General features: G+C 70.8%; 17 protein-coding genes. 11 read left to right on the forward strand and 6 right to left on the reverse strand.

The genetic code is table 11. The features are described 5' to 3' along the window. Positions 1-49: 49 nt before the first annotated feature. On the forward strand, positions 50-430 hold the full coding sequence (locus ACFYL6_RS19320; RefSeq protein ID WP_387172817.1) for a hypothetical protein: 381 nt from the start codon (positions 50-52) through the stop codon (positions 428-430). Between the two features lie 106 nt (positions 431-536). On the opposite strand, the gene ACFYL6_RS19325 is transcribed toward ACFYL6_RS19320, so the two are convergent. The 4 genes from ACFYL6_RS19325 to ACFYL6_RS19340 are packed head-to-tail and all read right to left on the reverse strand — an operon-like array spanning position 537 to position 3,599. Further along, on the reverse strand, positions 537-2,117 hold the full coding sequence (locus ACFYL6_RS19325) for a multicopper oxidase family protein (RefSeq protein ID WP_387172818.1): 1,581 nt from the start codon (positions 2,115-2,117) through the stop codon (positions 537-539). Then, on the reverse strand, positions 2,114-2,530 hold the full coding sequence (locus tag ACFYL6_RS19330; protein ID WP_387172820.1) for a hypothetical protein: 417 nt from the start codon (positions 2,528-2,530) through the stop codon (positions 2,114-2,116). The genes ACFYL6_RS19325 and ACFYL6_RS19330 overlap by 4 nt, the downstream gene beginning before the upstream one ends. Beyond that, positions 2,527-2,883 carry an antibiotic biosynthesis monooxygenase family protein gene (locus tag ACFYL6_RS19335; RefSeq protein WP_387172821.1) on the reverse strand — a complete coding sequence of 119 codons (357 nt, stop codon included), beginning with the start codon at positions 2,881-2,883 and terminating at the stop codon, positions 2,527-2,529. Before ACFYL6_RS19335 ends, ACFYL6_RS19330 begins: the two co-directional genes overlap by 4 nt. After that, positions 2,880-3,599 (reverse strand): DUF3159 domain-containing protein, encoded by a 720-nt coding sequence (locus tag ACFYL6_RS19340; protein ID WP_387172822.1) that lies wholly within the window; start codon positions 3,597-3,599, stop codon positions 2,880-2,882. The genes ACFYL6_RS19335 and ACFYL6_RS19340 overlap by 4 nt, the downstream gene beginning before the upstream one ends. Positions 3,600-3,663: 64 nt before the next feature. Between ACFYL6_RS19340 and ACFYL6_RS19345 the strand changes: the two genes are divergently transcribed. The 3 genes from ACFYL6_RS19345 to ACFYL6_RS19355 all read left to right on the forward strand — a co-directional run bounded on the left by ACFYL6_RS19345 (position 3,664) and on the right by ACFYL6_RS19355 (position 6,983). After that, a complete protein-coding gene (locus ACFYL6_RS19345) occupies positions 3,664-4,155 on the forward strand; it encodes a MarR family winged helix-turn-helix transcriptional regulator (protein WP_387172824.1) in 492 nt (163 codons plus the stop codon). 89 nt (positions 4,156-4,244) lie between these two features. Further along, positions 4,245-5,495: an FAD-dependent oxidoreductase gene (locus ACFYL6_RS19350; RefSeq protein WP_387172825.1), complete on the forward strand. Its 1,251-nt coding sequence runs from the start codon at positions 4,245-4,247 to the stop codon at positions 5,493-5,495. Between the two features lie 603 nt (positions 5,496-6,098). Further along, positions 6,099-6,983 carry a hypothetical protein gene (locus ACFYL6_RS19355; RefSeq protein WP_387172827.1) on the forward strand — a complete coding sequence of 295 codons (885 nt, stop codon included), beginning with the start codon at positions 6,099-6,101 and terminating at the stop codon, positions 6,981-6,983. Here the strand turns inward: ACFYL6_RS19355 and ACFYL6_RS19360 are convergent. Beyond that, entirely contained in the window at positions 6,973-7,326 is a 354-nt protein-coding gene (locus ACFYL6_RS19360; RefSeq protein WP_387172828.1) for a winged helix-turn-helix transcriptional regulator, read from the reverse strand. The two genes, ACFYL6_RS19355 and ACFYL6_RS19360, sit on opposite strands and share 11 nt — an antisense overlap. Before the next feature lie 84 nt (positions 7,327-7,410). Between ACFYL6_RS19360 and ACFYL6_RS19365 the strand changes: the two genes are divergently transcribed. Continuing rightward, entirely contained in the window at positions 7,411-8,328 is a 918-nt protein-coding gene (locus tag ACFYL6_RS19365) for an NAD(P)-dependent oxidoreductase (protein WP_387172830.1), read from the forward strand. A gap of 133 nt (positions 8,329-8,461) precedes the next feature. On the opposite strand, the gene ACFYL6_RS19370 is transcribed toward ACFYL6_RS19365, so the two are convergent. Then, entirely contained in the window at positions 8,462-10,732 is a 2,271-nt protein-coding gene (locus ACFYL6_RS19370) for a glycoside hydrolase family 44 protein (RefSeq protein WP_387172832.1), read from the reverse strand. Positions 10,733-11,040: 308 nt separating this feature from the next. Between ACFYL6_RS19370 and hpnC the strand changes: the two genes are divergently transcribed. The 6 genes from hpnC to ispH are packed head-to-tail and all read left to right on the forward strand — an operon-like array spanning position 11,041 to position 18,619. After that, the gene (hpnC, locus tag ACFYL6_RS19375; RefSeq protein ID WP_387172834.1) at positions 11,041-11,898 is read left to right on the forward strand and encodes a squalene synthase HpnC; all 858 of its coding nucleotides are present in this window, start codon (positions 11,041-11,043) and stop codon (positions 11,896-11,898) included. After that, positions 11,895-12,764, forward strand: coding sequence for a presqualene diphosphate synthase HpnD (gene hpnD / locus ACFYL6_RS19380; RefSeq protein ID WP_387172836.1), 870 nt, complete (start codon positions 11,895-11,897; stop codon positions 12,762-12,764). Before hpnC ends, hpnD begins: the two co-directional genes overlap by 4 nt. Then, a complete protein-coding gene (hpnE, locus tag ACFYL6_RS19385) occupies positions 12,761-14,137 on the forward strand; it encodes a hydroxysqualene dehydroxylase HpnE (RefSeq protein WP_387172838.1) in 1,377 nt (458 codons plus the stop codon). The genes hpnD and hpnE overlap by 4 nt, the downstream gene beginning before the upstream one ends. Beyond that, on the forward strand, positions 14,134-15,141 hold the full coding sequence (locus ACFYL6_RS19390) for a polyprenyl synthetase family protein (RefSeq protein WP_387172840.1): 1,008 nt from the start codon (positions 14,134-14,136) through the stop codon (positions 15,139-15,141). The genes hpnE and ACFYL6_RS19390 overlap by 4 nt, the downstream gene beginning before the upstream one ends. Then, the gene (shc, locus tag ACFYL6_RS19395; protein ID WP_387172842.1) at positions 15,141-17,093 is read left to right on the forward strand and encodes a squalene--hopene cyclase; all 1,953 of its coding nucleotides are present in this window, start codon (positions 15,141-15,143) and stop codon (positions 17,091-17,093) included. The genes ACFYL6_RS19390 and shc overlap by 1 nt, the downstream gene beginning before the upstream one ends. Continuing rightward, positions 17,090-18,619, forward strand: a complete 1,530-nt coding sequence (gene ispH / locus ACFYL6_RS19400; protein WP_387172845.1) for a 4-hydroxy-3-methylbut-2-enyl diphosphate reductase — start codon at positions 17,090-17,092, stop codon at positions 18,617-18,619. The genes shc and ispH overlap by 4 nt, the downstream gene beginning before the upstream one ends. Position 18,620: the final 1 nt, after the last annotated feature.

Genomic DNA, 18,620 nt, shown 5'->3' on the forward strand with positions numbered 1-18,620 from the left:
ACTGATGAGAATGCGGCCACCACTTCCACTGGCTGCCTGGCTGCTGGCTGTGGTGGCCGCACTGAGCGCCTGCGGCTCCGCAGCCGAGCCCGGCGGCGACACGTCAGGCGTCCGAGCGCCGACCGGACCGACACGACCGGAAGCGTTGCCGACCCGCAGCGACCTGATCGACGCGCAGGTTGTTCAGTGGCGCGATTGGCGCAGTGTCGACGACCGAATCCTCGAGGTCACCGTGACGTCCGGACCCGCCGACTGTTACGGCGCCGAGCCGGAAGTGACAGAGAGTGAAACCGCGGTGCGCCTCCGGATCCGCGTCGGGCTGCTACCCGAGGCGGCCGGCAAGGAGTGCCCAGCAATCGCCAAGGAGTCGGTGGTCCCGGTGCGACTCACCTCCGCACTGGGCGACCGCAAGGTCGAACCTCTGAGCTGAGGCCAGCTCGGCAGGCGACCAGCCGTCGCCTGCCGAGCGGTACCACCGCTGACCTCGCATCCGCCCGGGACCACGTCACGGTCGACAAGAGCAGCAGTTCCAAGGCTCAACTCACGACGAAGTTGGCCATCATGGCCATGTCTTCGTGTTCGAGGTTGTGACAGTGGAAGACGTATTTGCCCTGGTACCCGTCGAAGTGGATGAGGATTTTGGCTTGTTCGCCGGGGCGCAGGTCGATGGTGTCTTTCCAGCCGGCGTCGAACGGACCTGGGCCTCCGCTGCCCCGAGCCAGGACTTGGAAGGGGCTGAGGTGGATGTGGACGGGATGGTGGAAGTCGGCGTTCAGTTGCCAGATTTCGGTGCTGCCGAGGCGGACGTGCGCCGCGATGGAGTCGGGGCTGAACGGGGCTTGGGAGATGAGCCAGCCGTCGTGGTCGTTGACGTCACCGGCCCGGAAGTCGAATTTGCGGGTGACGACCGCGTCGGCTGGCCGCAGAACCGGGATGGCGGATAGTCGATCAGGCACCTTGAATGTCTGCGGCCGGCCTTCGCCGACGACGAATCGCATGACCTGTCCCATTGCTGCAGTGCCGAAGTCGTTGACCAGGGTGACTTCGGCGCCCGGGGCGTAGTGGGAGAAGTCGACGAGTACGTCGAAGCGTTGGGCGGGGGCCAGTTCGAGGTGATCGTGTCGGGTGGGTTCGGCGAGGAGCCCTCCGTCGGTGCCGATCTGGGTGATGGCGGACGGGGGCGCCGGGTCAAGGCGCAGTGACAGTCGTCGGGCGTTGCAGGCGTTGAGCAGGCGTATCCGGTAGGTGCTCCGTTCGACCGGTGCGATGGGCCAGGGTGTGCCGTTGACGAGCATGACGTCACCGAGGACGCCGGCGACGTAGTCGCCGTGGACTCCGTGTTGGTTTACCAGGGTGGGGTCGAGGCTGGGGTAGAGCAGTGATCCGTCGGTGTCGAAGCTGCGGTCGGTGATCATCAGTGGCAGCTCGTGCTCGTTGTCCGGCAGGCGAAGATCTGCTTCTTCGTCGTCGTGGTGCAGGTGGAAGCCGGCGAGTCCTCGCCAGACGCTGGGACCGGTGAAGTCCATGCGGTGGTCGTGGTACCACAGCGTCGCTGCCCGCTGCTGTAGTGGGAAGGTGTAGGTCCGCTTGCCCTGTCGGGTGTCGCCGCCGGTGACCATGTCGTGGCCGCCGCCCATGTTTTCGTGCCGGTGGTGCCGGGCGTAGTAGCTCATGTCGGTCGGGTAGACGTAGTCGGTCGGGTAGCCGTCGCTGTCCTGCGGTGTCCGTCCGCCGTGCAGGTGGACGACGGTGGGTAGCGGCAGGTTGTTGGTGTGCCGGACCTTGACGGTGCGGCCTCGTCCGCTCCGGATGGTGGGCCCTGGGAAGGAGCCGTTGTAGGTCCACAGCTCCGTCGTCAGCCCGGGGAGGATCGAGGCCCGGGTGACGGTTTGCACGATGTCGTAGTAGTCGGTGGTCGTGTCGGAGCGGGTCGGGCGTAGTACGGGTGGGAGGGTGAGCCGCCGTCGGAATGGCGATGGGAGCGGTGCGCGGCTGGGCAGGACCTTCCCGGTGGAACTGGCGCCGGCGATGCCGCTGATGAAGGGGACGCCGATGCCGACGGCGGCGATCCCGGCTCCGGCGATGCCGAGGAACGTTCGGCGGCTGATGGTGCTCATCGGATCTTTCTCCATGCTGCGGCGGTGAGGGCGATCAGCAGCACGATGACGGTGACGCCCAGCGGGATGTGCACGGCGAGGATCAGTTGGTAGCCGAGCCAGGTCTGCAGTGCGGTCAGGATGAGCAGCACGATCGACGCGGGCAGTGGCCAGCGTGGGCCTGCCCCGGCGCGGCGCCACAGGGTCGCGGTGACGATGCTGGCCGCGATTGCCGCGACGGTGTAGGTGGCTGTGTCTCGGTGGAGGTGCAGTGCCCCGTAGCTGCCGGATAGGAACTGGCCGGCGAAGACGGCCTGGTCGAAGGCCAGAACTGTTGCGGTGGTGCTGGTGAGCCGGAACAGCCAGATCGGCCACCCCCGCTTCGACGAAGTGGCTTGGGGCTGCCCGGCCGGTGTGGTCTGGGTGGTTGTCATGATGCGTCGAATGCCTGGGTGTGGTGGGAGCGGAAGACCCGCACGTCGGCTAGCAGACGAGAAGCCGCCATGCTGGAACGGCCGCCAGGGCTTGCCAGCATGGCCGCCAGGGCCTCGTCGTCGCGCCAACGCGCGTGGTGGATGACATGTCGCCCGTCATCGGACCGGGTCAGTGTTGAGCCGAGGAAGCCGGGCGTGTGCTCCAGGACGTCGTGGCCGTTGGCGGTCAGCAGCGCGTACAGCTGGTCCTGGTGTTGTTCCGTCACGGTGAAGACGCTCGTTACGGTCAGCTCGCCGCTCGGGGCCGCCGGATTGTCGGGTCGGCCGGCCGGGCGCTCGGTGGGGGCGGTCATCGCTGAGCCGCCAGGGTCTTGCGGACGGCGACGATCGTGACCGCGACGAGGGTGGCGAAGATCGGTCCCGTGGCCGCGTGGGCGACGGCGAGCACGATGGTGTCGCCCCGGTCGTAGAAGATCACCTGCACGGTGGCGTTGATGACGTTGATTCCGATCGCCGTACTGGTAGCGGTCAGGTGGACGCGGCGCAGCGCGGCGTTGCGGTACCAGTCGTGCGGGCCGCCGGTGACCCGGTTGAGCAGCAGACCGGTCAACGGGCGGCGCGCGATGATGCTGGCCAGGCACACCATGATCACGGCGAACGGGATCAGCGTCGGGACCAGGAAGAAGCCCTTCGCTTCGCCGGTGACCGCGGCGACCACCGCGCACACCGCCACCACCAGGATGCCGATCAGTGCCGACCTCGGCGACTGTCGGCGCGCCAACCGGTAGCCCAGGCCGGCGAGAGCGGTCACGGCAGCGGCGGTGATCGCCGGGTAGAGGGAGGCCACCACATTCGCCGCGACAAACACCAGGCCCGGGGCCGCGGCCAGGAGGATCCCGACCCAGCGCTCAGGGTCGCTCCAGGTTTGCCTGATTGCCGCCCATCCTGACTCCGGTCCCTGGTGGCGGCCCTGCTGCGGGCCAGGTCGGGGTCGTGGTTCGGGGTTACGGCTGGGGTCGTACTCGGGCATTCGATCGCCGATCGTCAGGGTGGCTCGTTGGTCGCTCATGGCAAAATGGTTACACGTGAAACGGTCTCTTGCAAACCTGTGTCTCGTGAGATAGTGTTCGGGTGTGCCTAACGAACAAGCTTTCGCCGACCAGTCAGCTACGTCCGGCACTCCGGAGAACCCGGAGGAGGGGTCGCCCTTTGCGATCGGGCTGCTGCTGCGTCAGGCGCACGACCGCGTGGCGGCGGCGATGGACGGCGCTCTGGCGCCGTTCGGCATCGAGCGGCGCCACCTGATGGTGATGATGCGGCTGCACGCCTCGGGTCCGCTCAGCCAACGTGACCTCGTTGCGCAAACACACCACGACAAAGCCTCGATCGTCCGGATTGTCGACGACCTTGAGCGACTCGACCTCGCTTCACGCCAGCTGGTGCCCGGCGATCGGAGGCTGCGGGCCGTCACCCTGACCGAGCACGGCCGTGATGTCTTCGCTCAGGCGCACCAGGCTGCCGAACCCGCGACTGCGGCCGCAACCGGTCTTCTCACTCCAGCGCAGACTCAGCAACTCCAGCGGCTCCTGCGCACGATGGTCGCCCCCGTGAGCCCACCCGACTGATACCCGGCCGTTCACCACCCGTCTCAGGCCGACCGATGTCGTCCGGCGGGCCCTTACCGTCAGCTCGCTGGCACGAAAGGCAGCACCTCATGCGCGTTCTCATCATCGGCGCGGGCCTCGGCGGGCTCACTCTCCTGCACGGACTACGAAGCGCAGGAGTCGACGCCCGAGTGTTCGAACGATCGGCGCACCGCGCACAGCAACCGGCTAGCTACGGGATCCACCTCAACGCCGATGGCCTGCGCGCCCTGCACGCCTGCCTCCCCGATCAGAACTGGAAGATGATCGACGCGGCCGGAACTCCCGTACCGCTGATCATCCGATTCCACGACCCCCGCCGCGGCGTCCTGGCCACCATCGACAAGAGGTTGCCCGAAGACACCACCGACCCGATCACCAAACGCCGCGCGATCAGCCGCGGCAAGCTCCACGAAGCCCTCCTGCACAACACCCGCACCGAAGACGACGCGGAATCTCTCGTGCACTGGGACAAGAAGTTCACCCACTACGAGCTACACAGCGACGGCGTCCGGGTGTACTTCGCCGACGGCTCCCAGACCGACGGCGACATCCTGGTCGGCGCCGACGGCAGTAACTCCCGGGTACGCCACCAACGTCTTCCCGGCCTGCAACGTCAGGAACTCGGCATCACCAACATCGCCGGCCGCGTCCCCCTGGCAGGCGCCGTCGCCGCCGCCCTGACGGCTGACCTCACCGACGGCGGCATCAACAACGTCGTCCCTGCCCGCAACGGCTGGATGTTCCTCTCCACCTGGCCCAGTGGCGATCCCGACAACACCGACGTCAGCAACGGCGCCGCCGAGTACGTCGTCTGGGCCTGGGCCGGATCGACAAACTCGTACCCGCAGGGAGTGAAAGACCTCGACGGAATCCAGCTCAAGCGACTCGTCGCCGAACGCGTCCACGACTGGGCAGCACCGCTACGGACCCTGGTCGATGCCACGGACGCCGCGACCATCACCACCGTGCCGCTACGGACCATGCCTCAGCTCCCTGAGTGGGCACCCTCGCGAGTCACACTCCTCGGCGACGCCATCCACAACATGACACCCATGGCAGGCATCGGTGCCAACACCGCCCTGCGCGACGCCGACCACCTCCGCCAAGCCCTCAACACCGGCACCGACCCGGTGAACAGCATCGGTGTCTACGAAGCAGCGATGCGACACTACGCCAACCAAGCCCTAGCCCTCTCCACAAGAAACGCCACCAACGCCGCCCTCGCCACACCAGCGAACCGGACCGCGTTCCGTGCGCTTCTCCGTGCCAGCGCGGCCATCCCCGCCCTGCGGCGCAAGATCTTCGGGCCGTCGATCTAATCGACCAGGCATCTCTGAGGGCCATCCTGGCTTCGCGACAGCCGGAGCGACGACCGAACCGGCGGTCGGCCTCACGGCGCGACCCGCGCCACCGTGGTCATCGGGGCGGGTGGGCTCTGGCGACGCCGATGGGCACTGTCCGAGGTGGCAGGCAGCCAACGAACCCGTGAGTACTCGGCGTTCAGTTCGACACAGGGTCGGCGTCGGTCGGGGCGGCTCCGAGATGCGGGCTTGTCAGGCCGTCAGGCATGTGCCGGATAGGGCGGGGGCGCGCCTGCCGATCCCCTCACGGCGGACTCACCACCTCAACAGCCCGATGCAACGGCGGCTTCCGCAACATCGGGGCTGTGCGGTGTCGGAAATCAGCGCCGCCTAGCCGTAGGCAGCACTTCCGATGATGACATCGACGTGCTTCGGTAAGCACACCACCACCGCACGTCACTGGGAGTAGAGATGACCCGGACTGTTCGGTACGGCTTCTTGGTCAGTCTGACCGCTGGCGCCCTCACCGCAACGCTGGGCCTGCCCGGCGTTGCCACGGCCGAGCCGAAGCGCCGGCCCGTCCCGGTCTGCGCGCTACGACCACTGCCCTTACCAGCGGGCATGAATGGTCGAGCTCTGGAGGTCGACCCGACTGGTCGGTTCATCGCCGGTGTCGGCTACCGAATCGGTGACGACGATGAGCAGCCGCTACTTCTGCTCTGGGCCGGAACGCTGCGCCGACCCGGGCCTGGGGTGTGGGACGAACCCCGCCTCACCGTCGTCACCACAGAAGCGCCGGGGCAAGTCGAGAACATCAATCGGTACGGCGTTGCCGTCGGCAATGCCGTCGTCGACAACGTCTACCGTCCCTGGCGCTACCGCAACGGGCGCCTGGAGTGGTTACCCGTCCCGCCGACGGTCTCCAACACCTCGGCGCTCGGGATCAACTCACGCGGCGACATCGTTGGCCTGGGCGCTGTTGAAGAGACCGAGACGACCCTGCCGCTGCTCTGGCCCGCCGACCGGCCGGGCACCGTCGAGGTGATCGACGCCCCGTCCAACGCTAGCGCGAGGGAGATCCTCGACGACGGCACCATCATCGGCACCGCCGGCAACTTCGGCTGGGTACGCCATCCCGACGCAAGGACCGACCGGCTCACCGCCCCCGGGGCCCAGTGGTCGGGGATCTCCGCGGCCCAGGGGACCTGGGCGGTTGGCCGCATCGGCACTGGCAGTGAGGACGGCGACAGCACCCTGGTGCGCTGGGACCTGCGGACTGGCGTGGCGTCCGCCGTGAACCCGGCGCTGGTATCAACGCAGGACGTCAACAGTCGGGGCACAGTGCTCGGCGACCGAGCCGTCGACCACGGCGACCGGCTTGTCGCCCTAGGCGGCGCCATCCCCGGTGTCCAAGACCCCTTCGGCTGGGGAATCGCCGATAACGGCCTCGTCGTAGGCTCCGTGAACGGCTCCCGACTGCGCCCAGCGCGCTGGATCAACTGTTGAAAACAGTGGCGCCCTCGCGACGGATCCGCTCGCTCCCCCAGGCGCCGAGCGGCCCTAGCGCCTGGTTGAGCGTGCGCCCGTGCTCGGTCAAGGAGTATTCCACCCGCGGCGGCACCTCGGCGTGGACCTTCCGGTGCACCAGGCCGTCCTCCTCGAGCTCGCGCAAATGCTGAGTCAGCATCTTCTCGCTCACTCCCGGCAGACCCCGACGCAGCTGCGCGAAACGGCGTACGCCATGGGCCTCGAGTTCCCAGAGGATCAGGCCCTTCCACTTGCCGCTGACGACGTCGAGCGCCGCGTCGATGCCGCAGATGTAGGGCCCGCGCCGGGGTGCCTTGGCCATCGCTGGTCCCCTTACTTAAAGGTAAGTACCGCAGAACTTAGTGGGTACTTACGAGAATAGTGACGCGTCGCCGAGCATGGAGAGGTGAACAACCAGCAGCACAACAGCGCCGTCACCGTGATCGGGCTCGGCCCGATGGGCCAGGCGATCACCCGTACCCTCCTCGCCGCCGGGCACCCCGTCACGGTCTGGAACCGCACCGCCGGCCGGGCCGAGGGCGTGGTCGCCGACGGCGCGACGCTCGCGGCGACACCCGCCGAGGCGGTCGAGGCGAGCAGCCTCGTCATCCTCAGCCTCACCGACTACCAAGCGATGTACGACATCCTCGGCCCGGCCACCGCGTCTCTCGCCGGCCGGACGTTGGTCAACCTGAGCTCCGACACCCCCGACCGCAGCCGCGAGGCGGCATCCTGGGCGGCGGGCCACGACGCGGCCTTCCTCACCGGCGGCGTCATGGTCCCAGCGCCGATGGTCGGCACGGACGCGGCGTACGTCTACTACAGCGGCCCCGGCGAGGTGCTGGACGGCAGCCGAGAGGCGCTGGCCCAGCTCGGTGCGCCGAAACACCTGGGCGAGGACCCGGGTCTTGCCCAGATGATGTATCAAGCCCAGCTCGCGGTATTCCTCGGCACTCTGTCAGCGTTGATGCACGCCACCGCGATGCTGGGCGCCACGGGAATGAAGGCCACGGAGGCACTGCCGGAGCTGATCGCCTCGGCCGAGTCGATCGGCGCCATTCTCCGCGCCGGCGAGGAAAACCCCGGCGCCGAGCTGGACGCCGGAGAACACCCCGGCGACCTCAGCACGGTTACCATGATGGGCGCGACCGCCGACCACATCGTCGAGACCAGCGCGACAGTGGGCCTCGACCTCGCGCTTCCCCTGGCCGTGCGAGCACACTACCGGCAGGCGATCGAGAACGGGCACGGCGGCGACAACTGGACCCGCATCATCGACAGCATCCGCGAGCCACGGGACAAGCGGCGTCGTCTCATCAGCTGACGTGCGGTTCTGAGCCGTCCTGTCGCGGGACGGGCCCCGGCCGCCGATCGAGAGCGGGGGTCCGAGGTGCAGTTGCGCCCCGGACCCCTCCACCCTGCTCCGCCGGTGTGGCACGGAGCAGGGGTCTCTCAGATCACCCGCAGCGTTGACCGTTGAGGTTGAAGGCGGTTGGCGCCGGATTGGTGCCGCTCCACGTGCCGTTGAAACCAGCGCTTGTGGACGCTCCCGGGGCGAGTTTGCCGTTCCAACTCATGCTGTCCGCGGTGACGCTCGCCCCGTTCTGTTTCCAGGTGGCCGACCAGCCCTGGCCGACTTTTTGGGCGGCGGTGGGGAAGTCGAAGGCGAGTTTCCAGCCGTCGATCGCGGTGGTGCCGGTGTTCTTGATCGTCACCGTCGCGGTGAAGCCGCCCGGCCAACTGTTCGCCGTGTATCCGACCGTGCAGCCGACGGTCGGGGCGGTGGGCGCGGTCCGCACGGTCAGGCCGGGCGAGGCCGCCGAGACGTTGCCCGCCGCGTCCCGCGCGGTCACCACGAAGGTGTACGGGGTGTCCGGCGTCAGGCCGGTCACGGTGTACGCGGTGCCGGTGGCGCTGCCCACCTTCACGGTGCCGGTGGCGTCGACCCGGTGCACGTCGTAGCCGGTGACGGCGGTGTCGTCGGTGGACGGCGTCCAGGCCAACGCGACGCTGTCGCCGGTGATCGTGCCGGCGGCCGGCTTGCCCGGGGCGGTCGGCGCCTGGGTGTCGCCGGGTGTGGTGCCGCGCGGCAGCACCAGGTGGGTGATCGAGTTGGCCGGGAAGGTGGCCGTGAGGCCGCCGGCGGTCACCGGCTGGTCGGCCTCCCGGACGACGCCGGCGAGGTTCGCCCCGCTGTAGCGGTAGACCTGAGCGGTGCTGGCGGAGACGCCGGTGAGGGCGACCGGGCTGGTCAGGTCGTCGCCGGTCTTGTTGACGACGACCAGGGTGAGCGCCTTGTCGGCGCTGCGCTCGGCGGCGTACACGGCCAGCTTGCCCTGGTCGGCGCTTGTCGCCTGGACGGAGGTTTCGCCGAACGCGCCGCCCTTGCCGTCGTAGTTGCGGTAGACGCGGAAGGCGTTGGCCACCGGCTGGTCGGCCGTGGGTGCGGTCCAGAGGGTGGCCAGGTCGAGCCCTTCGCGGCCGAAGATACCGAGTACGTCAGCCTGGGTGAGCGCGCCGTTGAGCGACCCGTGGGCGCCCCAGTTGTACTCGGTCATCGCGATCTTCGTGCCCGGGTAGTGCTGGTCGACAAGCTCGCGCAGGCGCGGGATGTACCGGACCGGACTGTTGATCCAGCTCTCGTCCACGTAGGTCGGGTCCCAGAGCTGGCGGGTCGAGCGCAGCCGCAACGCCTGGGTGTTGGCGTCGCCGGCCGCGTCGCCCAACACGCCTGCTTGCTGCGGGTAGAGGTGGACGTCGAAGTAGTCGAGGATGCGTGTGCCGTGCTGCTGCTCGTACTCGCGCATCCGGTCCAGGTACCACGGGCCGAGGTCCTGGCCGCCGTGCGCGGCCTTGTCCGGCGGGTTCGACCAGCAGCCGGTGCGCGAGCAGGTGTCCTGGTCGAGGCCCGAATAGAGGATCGAGTTCAGGCCCCAGCCGACGGGACCGAGCGTCTTGGCGCCGGGGTCGGCAGCCTTGATCGCGGCGGCGTACTCGTAGGTGCGGTCGCGTAGCTCGTCGTAGCCCAGCCCGGTCGGGCGGACGTCGCGGTGGGTGGAGTGCCACAGGTCCGGCTCGTTGTCCAGGTTGTAGAACTGGACCCCGCCGTCGGCGGCGGCGCCGAACTGCCCCTTGAGGTGGTTGACGAAGTCGGTGGCGTACTCCGGACCGACGGCGACGCTGGTGTCCTCCGGATCGTTGCCGGTGACCGGTGACCCGTCCGGCTTTATGCCGTTGCCGCAGTCCGGTGCCCAGGTGTCGGTGGACTGCTGCGGGCCGTACTTGGCGACGCTGAAGCCACACGCCCGCGACCGGTCCTTGGCGATCCAGCCGAGCATCGGCATTGTCATGATCGTGGCGGCCCCGGTGGCCTTGTTCTCCTGCACGAACCGGTCGGTCTCCGAGCCCTCCGGGAGGTCGTCCGGACTCGGGTTGTCGTTGGGGATGTTCTCGAAGTACCAGTCCGCCGCGCGGTTGGTGGTGTCGGCACGGAAGTTGTAGCGGGTGGTGGCGTTGCCGCCGTAGCGGTGCACCGGTAGCCGCAGGTCGCGGGCGAGGGCCTGGTCGGCGAAGTTCATGCCGTAGATGTACGGGCTGATCTGGTGGCGGGCGGCGGTGGTGTCCACGGCCAGGGCCGGGCCGGCCGCGGCCAGGGCGGGGTCTGGCAGGGCGAGACCGCCGAGGGCCGTGGCGAGCACGACGGGGAGTAGAGCGGTGGTGGGACGCACGAGCATTCCTCTCGGATAGAAGCTCGACGATGGGAGCGCTTCCACAGCGTTGCGCCTTCCCGGCTCGGAGTCAACGCCGGAAGACTCATGTGGATCATGTCGATTCGAGCCTGCCAAGAGGCATTCGCTCGGATTTTCGGTAGCGAGGGGTACAAGACCGACTAGGGTCATTTCATGCTGGTTTGAGGTGATCTCGCTCGGTCATGGCGTCATCAGGGCCCGCGACGGTCGGGCCGTCGTAATCCGCAGCATGCTGCGCGATGACCCGCCGTCCGGACGCTCCAGGCCCCAGAGGAAGGCAACCCCGGATGAGTCCACCCGCCGTCGCCCTGGCGACCCGCCGGATCGAGCAGGCGCGGGCACAGGAGAACTTCCCCGTCGCGCTGCGGGTGCTACCCCGTCGGCACCGCCGTCACCTGCTCGCCGTCTACCGGTACGCACGCCACGTCGACGACCTCGGTGACGAGCCCCTCGCACCCGGGGTCGACCGGCTCACCGCCCTGGACCAGGTGGAGACCGAGCTACGGGCCCTGTATGCCGGCCAGCCGGTGACCGACCGGGTGGTGCGTGCCCTCGCGCCCACCGTGGCTGAGTGCCGGCTGCCGCTCGAGCCCCTGCTTCGCCTGGTCGAGGCCAACCGGGTCGACCAGCACGTCAGTCGGTACGCGACGTTCGCGCAGCTGGTCGACTACTGCACCCTCTCGGCCAACCCGGTGGGGGAGCTGGTCCTGCACGTCTTCGGGCAGGTAGGGCCTGCGCGGCTCGCGCTCTCCGATCGGATCTGCACCGCGCTGCAACTCGTCGAACACCTCCAGGACGTCGCCGAGGACCACCGCCGGGGCCGGGTCTACCTGCCCGCCGAGGACCTCGACCGCTTCGGCGTCACCGAGGCCGATCTTGCCGGCCCCACCGCCGACCGGCGGCTGCGGGAGCTCATCGGCTTCGAGGCGGAACGGGCCCGAGCCTGGCTCGACGCCGGCGCCCCGCTGGTGGCGGCCCTGCACGGGTGGGCCCGGCTGGCGGTGGGCGGCTACATCGCCGGCGGACGGGCCACGCTCGACGCGCTTGCCGACGCCGACCACGACCCGCTGCCGCTGACTGTCCGTCCCCGAAGTCGCCGGGTTCTCCGTCGCTGGCTGAGCGCGATGGTGCGGAGCGCCGGATGACCGCGACCATGGACGTGGCGGCCGCCTACCGCCGCTGCGAGCACATCACCCGCAGCCAGGCCGCCAATTTCGCGTACGGCATCCGGCTGCTGCCGCCGGCGAAACGCCGCGTCCTCTCGGCCATCTATGCCACCGCCCGCCGCATCGACGACATCGGCGACGGCCACCTGCCGCCGGCAGAGAAGCTGGAAGGGCTGGGGGAGATCCGGGCGGCACTGCGGCGGTTGCCCGGCGACGCCGGCGGCGACCCGGTCCTCACCGCGCTGGGTCACGCCGCGACCCGGATGCCGATCCCACTGGAGGCGTTCGACGAGCTGATTGACGGCTGCGCCGCCGACGTGACCGGCCGGCGGTACGCCACCTTCGAGGAGTTGCACTGGTACTGCCGGTGCGTGGCGGGCTCCATCGGCCGGCTCTCTCTCGGCGTGTTCGGCACTGGCGACCCAGGTCGCGCCGCGCCGCTGGCCGACGCGCTCGGCGTGGCGTTGCAGCTGACCAACATCCTGCGCGACCTGGTCGAGGACCGGGCCGACGGGCGCGTCTACCTGCCCGCCGAGGACCTGGAACGGTTCGGCTGCACGCTGAACCTGAACGACGGTGGGTTCACGGACCCGCCCGCGCGGCTCATCGAGCTGGTGCGTTTCGAGGCGAGCCGGGCCGACCACTGGTACGGCATCGGGTTGCGGCTCCTGCCGATGCTGGACCGGCGCAGCGCGGCGTGCACCGCCGCGATGGCCGGCATCTACCGTCGGCTGCTCGCCCGTATCGCGGCCGACCCGCTGGCCGTCACCCACCGCCGGGTGTCGCTCCCAGGGCACGAAAAGGCCTGGGTGGCGGCCCGCGCGCTCGTCGGGCGGCCGATATGACCGGGTCGTTGGAAACCCCGCCGACCGGTACGGGCGGGGTCTGCGTGATCGGCGGCGGGCTGGCGGGCATCACGGCGGCCATCCGGCTTGCCGACCTCGGCCTGCCGGTGACGCTGCTCGAAAGCCGGACGGAGCTGGGCGGGGCCACCTACTCCTTCCGCCGTAACGGCCTGACCGTCGACACCGGGCAGCACGTCTTCCTGCGCTGCTACCACGCCTACCGGGGCCTGCTGGACAGGCTCGGGACCTCCGCCGGCACCGACCTGCAACGGCGTTTCGCGGTGCCGGTGCTGCTCCCGGGACGGGCACCGCACCTGCTGGCCCGTCGCCGGTTGCCGGCACCGGCGCATCTGCTGCCCGCGCTCGCCACTTACCGGTTGCTCAAACCCGGCGAGCGGCTCGCCGCGGCGCGCGCCTGCGCGGCGCTACGGCACGTCGACCCGGACGGGCCCGACACCGACGCGCGCAGCTTCGGCGACTGGCTGATCGAGCACGGCCAGAGCGAACGCAGCCGCCGGCGGCTCTGGGACCTCATCTGCGTGGCGGCGCTGAACCTGCCGTGCGGCGAGGCGTCGCTGGCGCTCGCCGCCCAGGTGTTCCGCACCGGGCTGCTGAACGACGCGGACGCCGGCGACATCGGCCGGGCCCTGGTCCCCCTGGTTGACCTGCACGCGGTCGCGGCCCGGCGGCTGCTGGCCCGGCTCGGCGTCGCGGTGCACACCCGGTCCCGGGTGCGCTGGATCCACCCGGAACCCGCGGGTTTCCGGATCGGGTTGAACGACGGCGAACTGACCGCGGACGCGGTAGTGGTGGCCGTGCCGCACCAGATTGCCGCGTCGCTGGTGCCGCCGGCCGCCGCGCCCACCGCCGGCGACTGGCACCGGCTGGGAGCGGTGCCCATCGTCAACGTGCACCTGCGCTACGAACGGCCGGTCACCGCGCTGACGATGGCCGCCGCGGTGGAGTCCCCGGCGCAGTGGATCTTTGACCGGTCGGAGCCGGGCGCCGACGACCAGCACCTCGTGGTCTCCCTGTCGGCCGCCGACGCACTGGTCGACCGTCCCACTGCCGAGCTGGTGGCGACGCAGCGGGAAGCCCTTGCCGACCTGTTCCCGGCCGCCCGGCGTACCCCGGTGCGCGACGCGTTCGTGACCCGGGAGCCGCGCGCCACCTTCCGACAGACCCCTGGTACCCGGGCGTACCGGCCGGTGCCGACCACCCGCCTGCCCGGGCTGGTCCTGGCCGGCGCATGGACCGACACCGGCTGGCCGGACACGATGGAGGGCGCGGTGCGCAGCGGCCGGGAGGCCGCCGACGTCGTCGCCCGCCAACTCGTGTCCCGGCCTCGACACCACACGGAGGCCGCACGATGACTGTTGTAGGCAGTAGCAGCACTGACCAGATCCAGAGCCACGTGGAGCCGGCCATCCGTGCGCTGCTCGACCGCCTGGACCCGGGCAATCGTCTGGTGGCGGGCTACCAGCTCGGGTACTGGGACGCCGACGGCTCACCCACGACCCGGCAGGGCAAGGGGCTGCGTCCCATGCTGGCGCTGCTCTCGGCTCGGGCCACCGGCGCCGAGCCCGAGGCCGGTGTCCCGGCCGCCGCCGCGGTCGAGTTGGCGCACAACTTCTCACTGCTGCATGACGACGTGATGGACGGTGACACCGAACGGCGCCACCGCCCGACCGCGTGGACGGTGTTCGGGGTCGGTCCGGCCATCCTCGCCGGCGACGCCCTCATCGGTCTGGCGTACGAGGCACTCGTCGAGGTGCCCGGCGGGTGCCCCGCGGTCCGGCGCCTCGCCCTGGACGTCCGGGCGCTGCTCGCGGGGCAGGCGTCCGATTTGGGCTTCGAACGGCGCGACGACGTCACCCTCGACGAGTGCCTGGCCATGGCCCGGAACAAGACCGCCGCGCTGCTCGCCAGCTCCTGCGCGCTCGGGGCACTGCTCTGCGGCGGTCCGCAGACCGTGGTCGACGGGCTGTCCCGGTTCGGCCTGCACCTCGGTCTGGCCTTCCAACTCGTCGACGACCTACTGGGGATCTGGGGCGATCCGCGGCGCACCGGCAAACCCGTCGGGTCAGACCTGCGCTCCCGCAAGCGCAGCATCCCGGTCGTCCGTGCGCTGACCAGCGGGGGCAGCGCCGGCCGCGCCCTGGCCGAGCTGTACCGGTCGCCGGCGCCGCTGGCCGCCGAGGACGTGACGCGGGCGAGCGACCTGATCGAGGCGACCGGGGCGCGGGAGTGGACCAGGAAGCGGGCTCGGCAGGAGACCGAACGGGCCCAGGCGGAGCTGGCCGCCCTGGACCTGCCCGAGGAAGTACGCGGCGAGCTGACCCACGTCGCCGCCTTCACCACCGGGCGGGACCACTGATGACCGAGCTGCTGTCTCCGGAGCCCGCCGCGTCCATCTCGCTCGGCCCCCGGACCGGCACGCGTCCGCCCGGCGACGTCCGGGAGGCGCTGCGTCGGGCCCGGGACCACCTGCTCGGGTTGCAGGACGAGGCCGGCTGGTGGAAGGGCGAGCTCGCCACGAACGTCACGATGGACGCCGAGGATCTGCTGCTCCGGCAGTTCCTCGGCATCCGCACCGCGGAGCGGACCAGCGAGTCGGCCCGGTGGATCCGGTCCCAGCAACGGTCGGACGGATCGTGGGCGACATTCCACGGTGGTCCGGGAGACCTCTCCACCACCATCGAGGCCTACGTGGCGCTGCGACTGGCCGACGACTCGCCGGAGGCGCCGCACATGGCAGCCGCCGCCCGCTTCGTTCGCGCACGGGGCGGGGTCGCGGCCAGCCGGGTGTTCACCCGGTTCTGGCTGGCCCTCTTCGGCCATTGGCCGTGGTCCCGGCTGCCCGCCGTTCCGCCCGAGCTGGTGCTGCTGCCGTCGTGGATGCCGTTCAACATCTACGACTTCGCCTGCTGGGCCCGGCAGACAATCGTTCCGCTGTCGATCGTCCGCGCGCTGCGCCCGGTACGGGACCTCGGCTTCGCCGTCGACGAGCTGCACAGCCCGGCGATGGCACCGCGACCGCCCCGGCTCACCTCGCGGCCCGGTCTGCTGCACCGGCTCGACCGACTCGCCAACGGTTACGAGCGGATCGCCCGGGGACCGGTCCGCCGGCACGCCCTACGGCGCGCCGCCGAGTGGGTGGTGGCCCGGCAGGAGGCCGACGGCTCCTGGGGCGGTATCCAGCCGCCCTGGGTCTACTCGCTGATGGCACTGCACCTGCTCGGCTACCCACTGGACCACCCCGTGCTGCGGGCCGGCCTGACCGGGCTGGACCGGTTCACCGTGCGGGAGCAGACCCCGGACGGCCCGATCCGCCGGTTGGAGGCGTGTCAGTCGCCGGTGTGGGACACCGCCCTCGCCGTCATCGCGCTCTCCGACGCCGGCCTGCCGGCCGGGCACCCCGCGCTGGTTCGGGCGGGCGGCTGGCTGCTCGACGAGGAGATCCAGGTCCGCGGCGACTGGGCCGTCCGCCGGCCGCACACCCCGGTCGGCGGCTGGGCCTTCGAGTTCGACAACGACGGGTACGCCGACACCGACGACACCGCAGAGGTGATCATGGCGTTGCGGCGGACCGGTGTACCGGTCGAGCCGGCTGTGCTGCGCGCGACGCGGTGGCTGTTGGGCATGCAGTGCCGCGACGGCGGCTGGGCCGCGTTCGACGCGGACAACACCCGTGCGGTCGTCGGCGACCTGCCGTTCTGCGACTTCGGCGAGGTCATCGACCCGCCCAGCGCCGACGTGACCGCGCACATCGTGGAAGCACTGGCGGCGGAGAATCTCGCCGATACCGTGCCGCTGCGCCGCGCCGTGCGCTGGTTGCTGCGGGCCCAGGAGCCGGACGGCTCCTGGTTCGGCCGCTGGGGCGCCAACCACGTGTACGGCACCGGTGCGGCGGTGCCGGCCCTGGTCGCGGCCGGCCTGCCGCCCGGTCACCCGGCGCTCCGCCGGGCCGTCGACTGGCTGCTCGCCCACCAGAACCCGGACGGTGGGTGGGGCGAGGATCTGCGCTCCTACCGGGACCCGGCCTGGATCGGCCGCGGCGAGTCGACCGCGTCGCAGACCGCCTGGGCTCTGCTCGCGCTGCACGCCGCCGGCCACGGCGCGGGGGAGCCAGCGAGTCGCGGCGTGGGTTGGCTGGTCGACACCCAGCGCCCGGACGGCGGCTGGGACGAGCCGCAGTACACCGGCACAGGGTTCCCGGGCGACTTCTACATCAACTACGGGCTGTACCGGCTGGTCTTTCCGGTCAGCGCGCTCGGTCGGATCCTGGACGCGCGGGAGACCGGTGTCGGGGCCACGGTGACCCGGTGACCGGCCCGGACGGGATGCTCTACGCGCCGATGCGCCTGGAGGCCGCCGCGCTGCGGCGCGGCCTGCCCGACCGACCGGGACTGGCGCTGCGCCGCACCGGTGTCGGACCGCGGCGCGCTCGCTCGGCCGTCGCCGGCCAGCACAGCGGATCCGGCCCGGTCGCCGTCGCCGGCATCGGCGGGGGACTGGCCCACGGCCTGGCCCCCGGCGATGTCGTGGTGGCCAGCGAGGTACGCGCCGACCCGCTGACCCCGTACGGCCCGCCGCCCGTACTGCGAATGCCGGACGCCGCCCTGCTCGCCGCCGCGCTGCGCCGACGTGGCCTGCGGGTGCACGTCGGCCCGGTGGTCAGCACCCACCGGCTGGCCGACGGCGCGACCCGGGCCCGACTCGCGGCGACCGGCGCACTGATCGCCGACCTCGAATCGGCGTGGCTGCTGGCCGGCGTTTCGGCACCGACGGCCTGCGTCCGGGTGGTCGCCGACACCGCGGCTGGGGCCCTGTACCGGCCGTCCACCGTACGCCGGGTCCGAACCGCGCTGCGCGTGCTGCCGGCGGTCGCGGCGGCGCTTGCCGAGTGGGCGGCGGCGCACAGTGTCCAGCGGGTCGTACTGGCCTCCCCCCGATCCTTCTGCGCCGGAGTCGAGCGGGCGATCGCGGTGGTGGAGCAGGCGCTGCGCCGGCACGGCCCACCGGTCTACGTGCGCAAGCAGATCGTGCACAACGCCCGGGTGGTGGACGACCTGCGGGCACAGGGCGCGGTCTTCGTCGACGAACTGGACGAGGTCCCCGACGGGGCGCTCACCGTCTTCTCGGCGCACGGGGTCGCGCCGGCCGTACGCCAGGAAGCCGCCGACCGGCGCCTGCCGGTGATCGATGCCACCTGTCCCCTGGTCACGAAGGTGCACGCCGAGGCGCGCCGGTTCGTGGGCCGGGGCGACACGGTGCTGCTGATCGGGCACTCCGGACATGAGGAGACCGACGGCACCCTCGGCGAGGCGCCCGAGCACATCCGTCTGGTGCCCGACCCGGCCGCGGCCGAGACGGTGCGGGTGGACGACCCGGCCCGGGTGTCGTACCTGGTGCAGACCACGCTGGCGACCGACGAGGCGGCGGAGATCATCGCTGCGCTACGGCGGCGGTTCCCGGCGCTGTCCGGTCCCGGCTCGGACGACATCTGCTACGCCACCACGAACCGGCAACGAGCCGTCACCGCCGTCGCCGGGCAGGCCGACCTGGTCCTCGTGATCGGGTCGGCCAACTCCTCGAACTCTCGCCGCCTCGTGGAGGTGGCAGAGCGCGCCGGGTCCCGGGCGTATCTGGTGGACGACGTGGGCTGCGTGGACCTGCGCTGGCTGGACGGGGCGGCCACGGTCGGCGTCACCGCGGGCGCCTCGGCGCCCCCCGGGCTGGTCGACGAACTCGTCGCCGCCCTCACCGCACTCGGGGCGGGGGAGGTGAGTGAGCACACCGCTGCCGTGGAGGACGTGCGTTTCACCCTGCCGAAGGAGGTACGTCAGCCGTGAG

The organism is Micromonospora sp. NPDC007208 (assembly GCF_042869175.1).
Taxonomy (GTDB): Bacteria; Actinomycetota; Actinomycetes; order Mycobacteriales; family Micromonosporaceae; genus Micromonospora; species Micromonospora foliorum.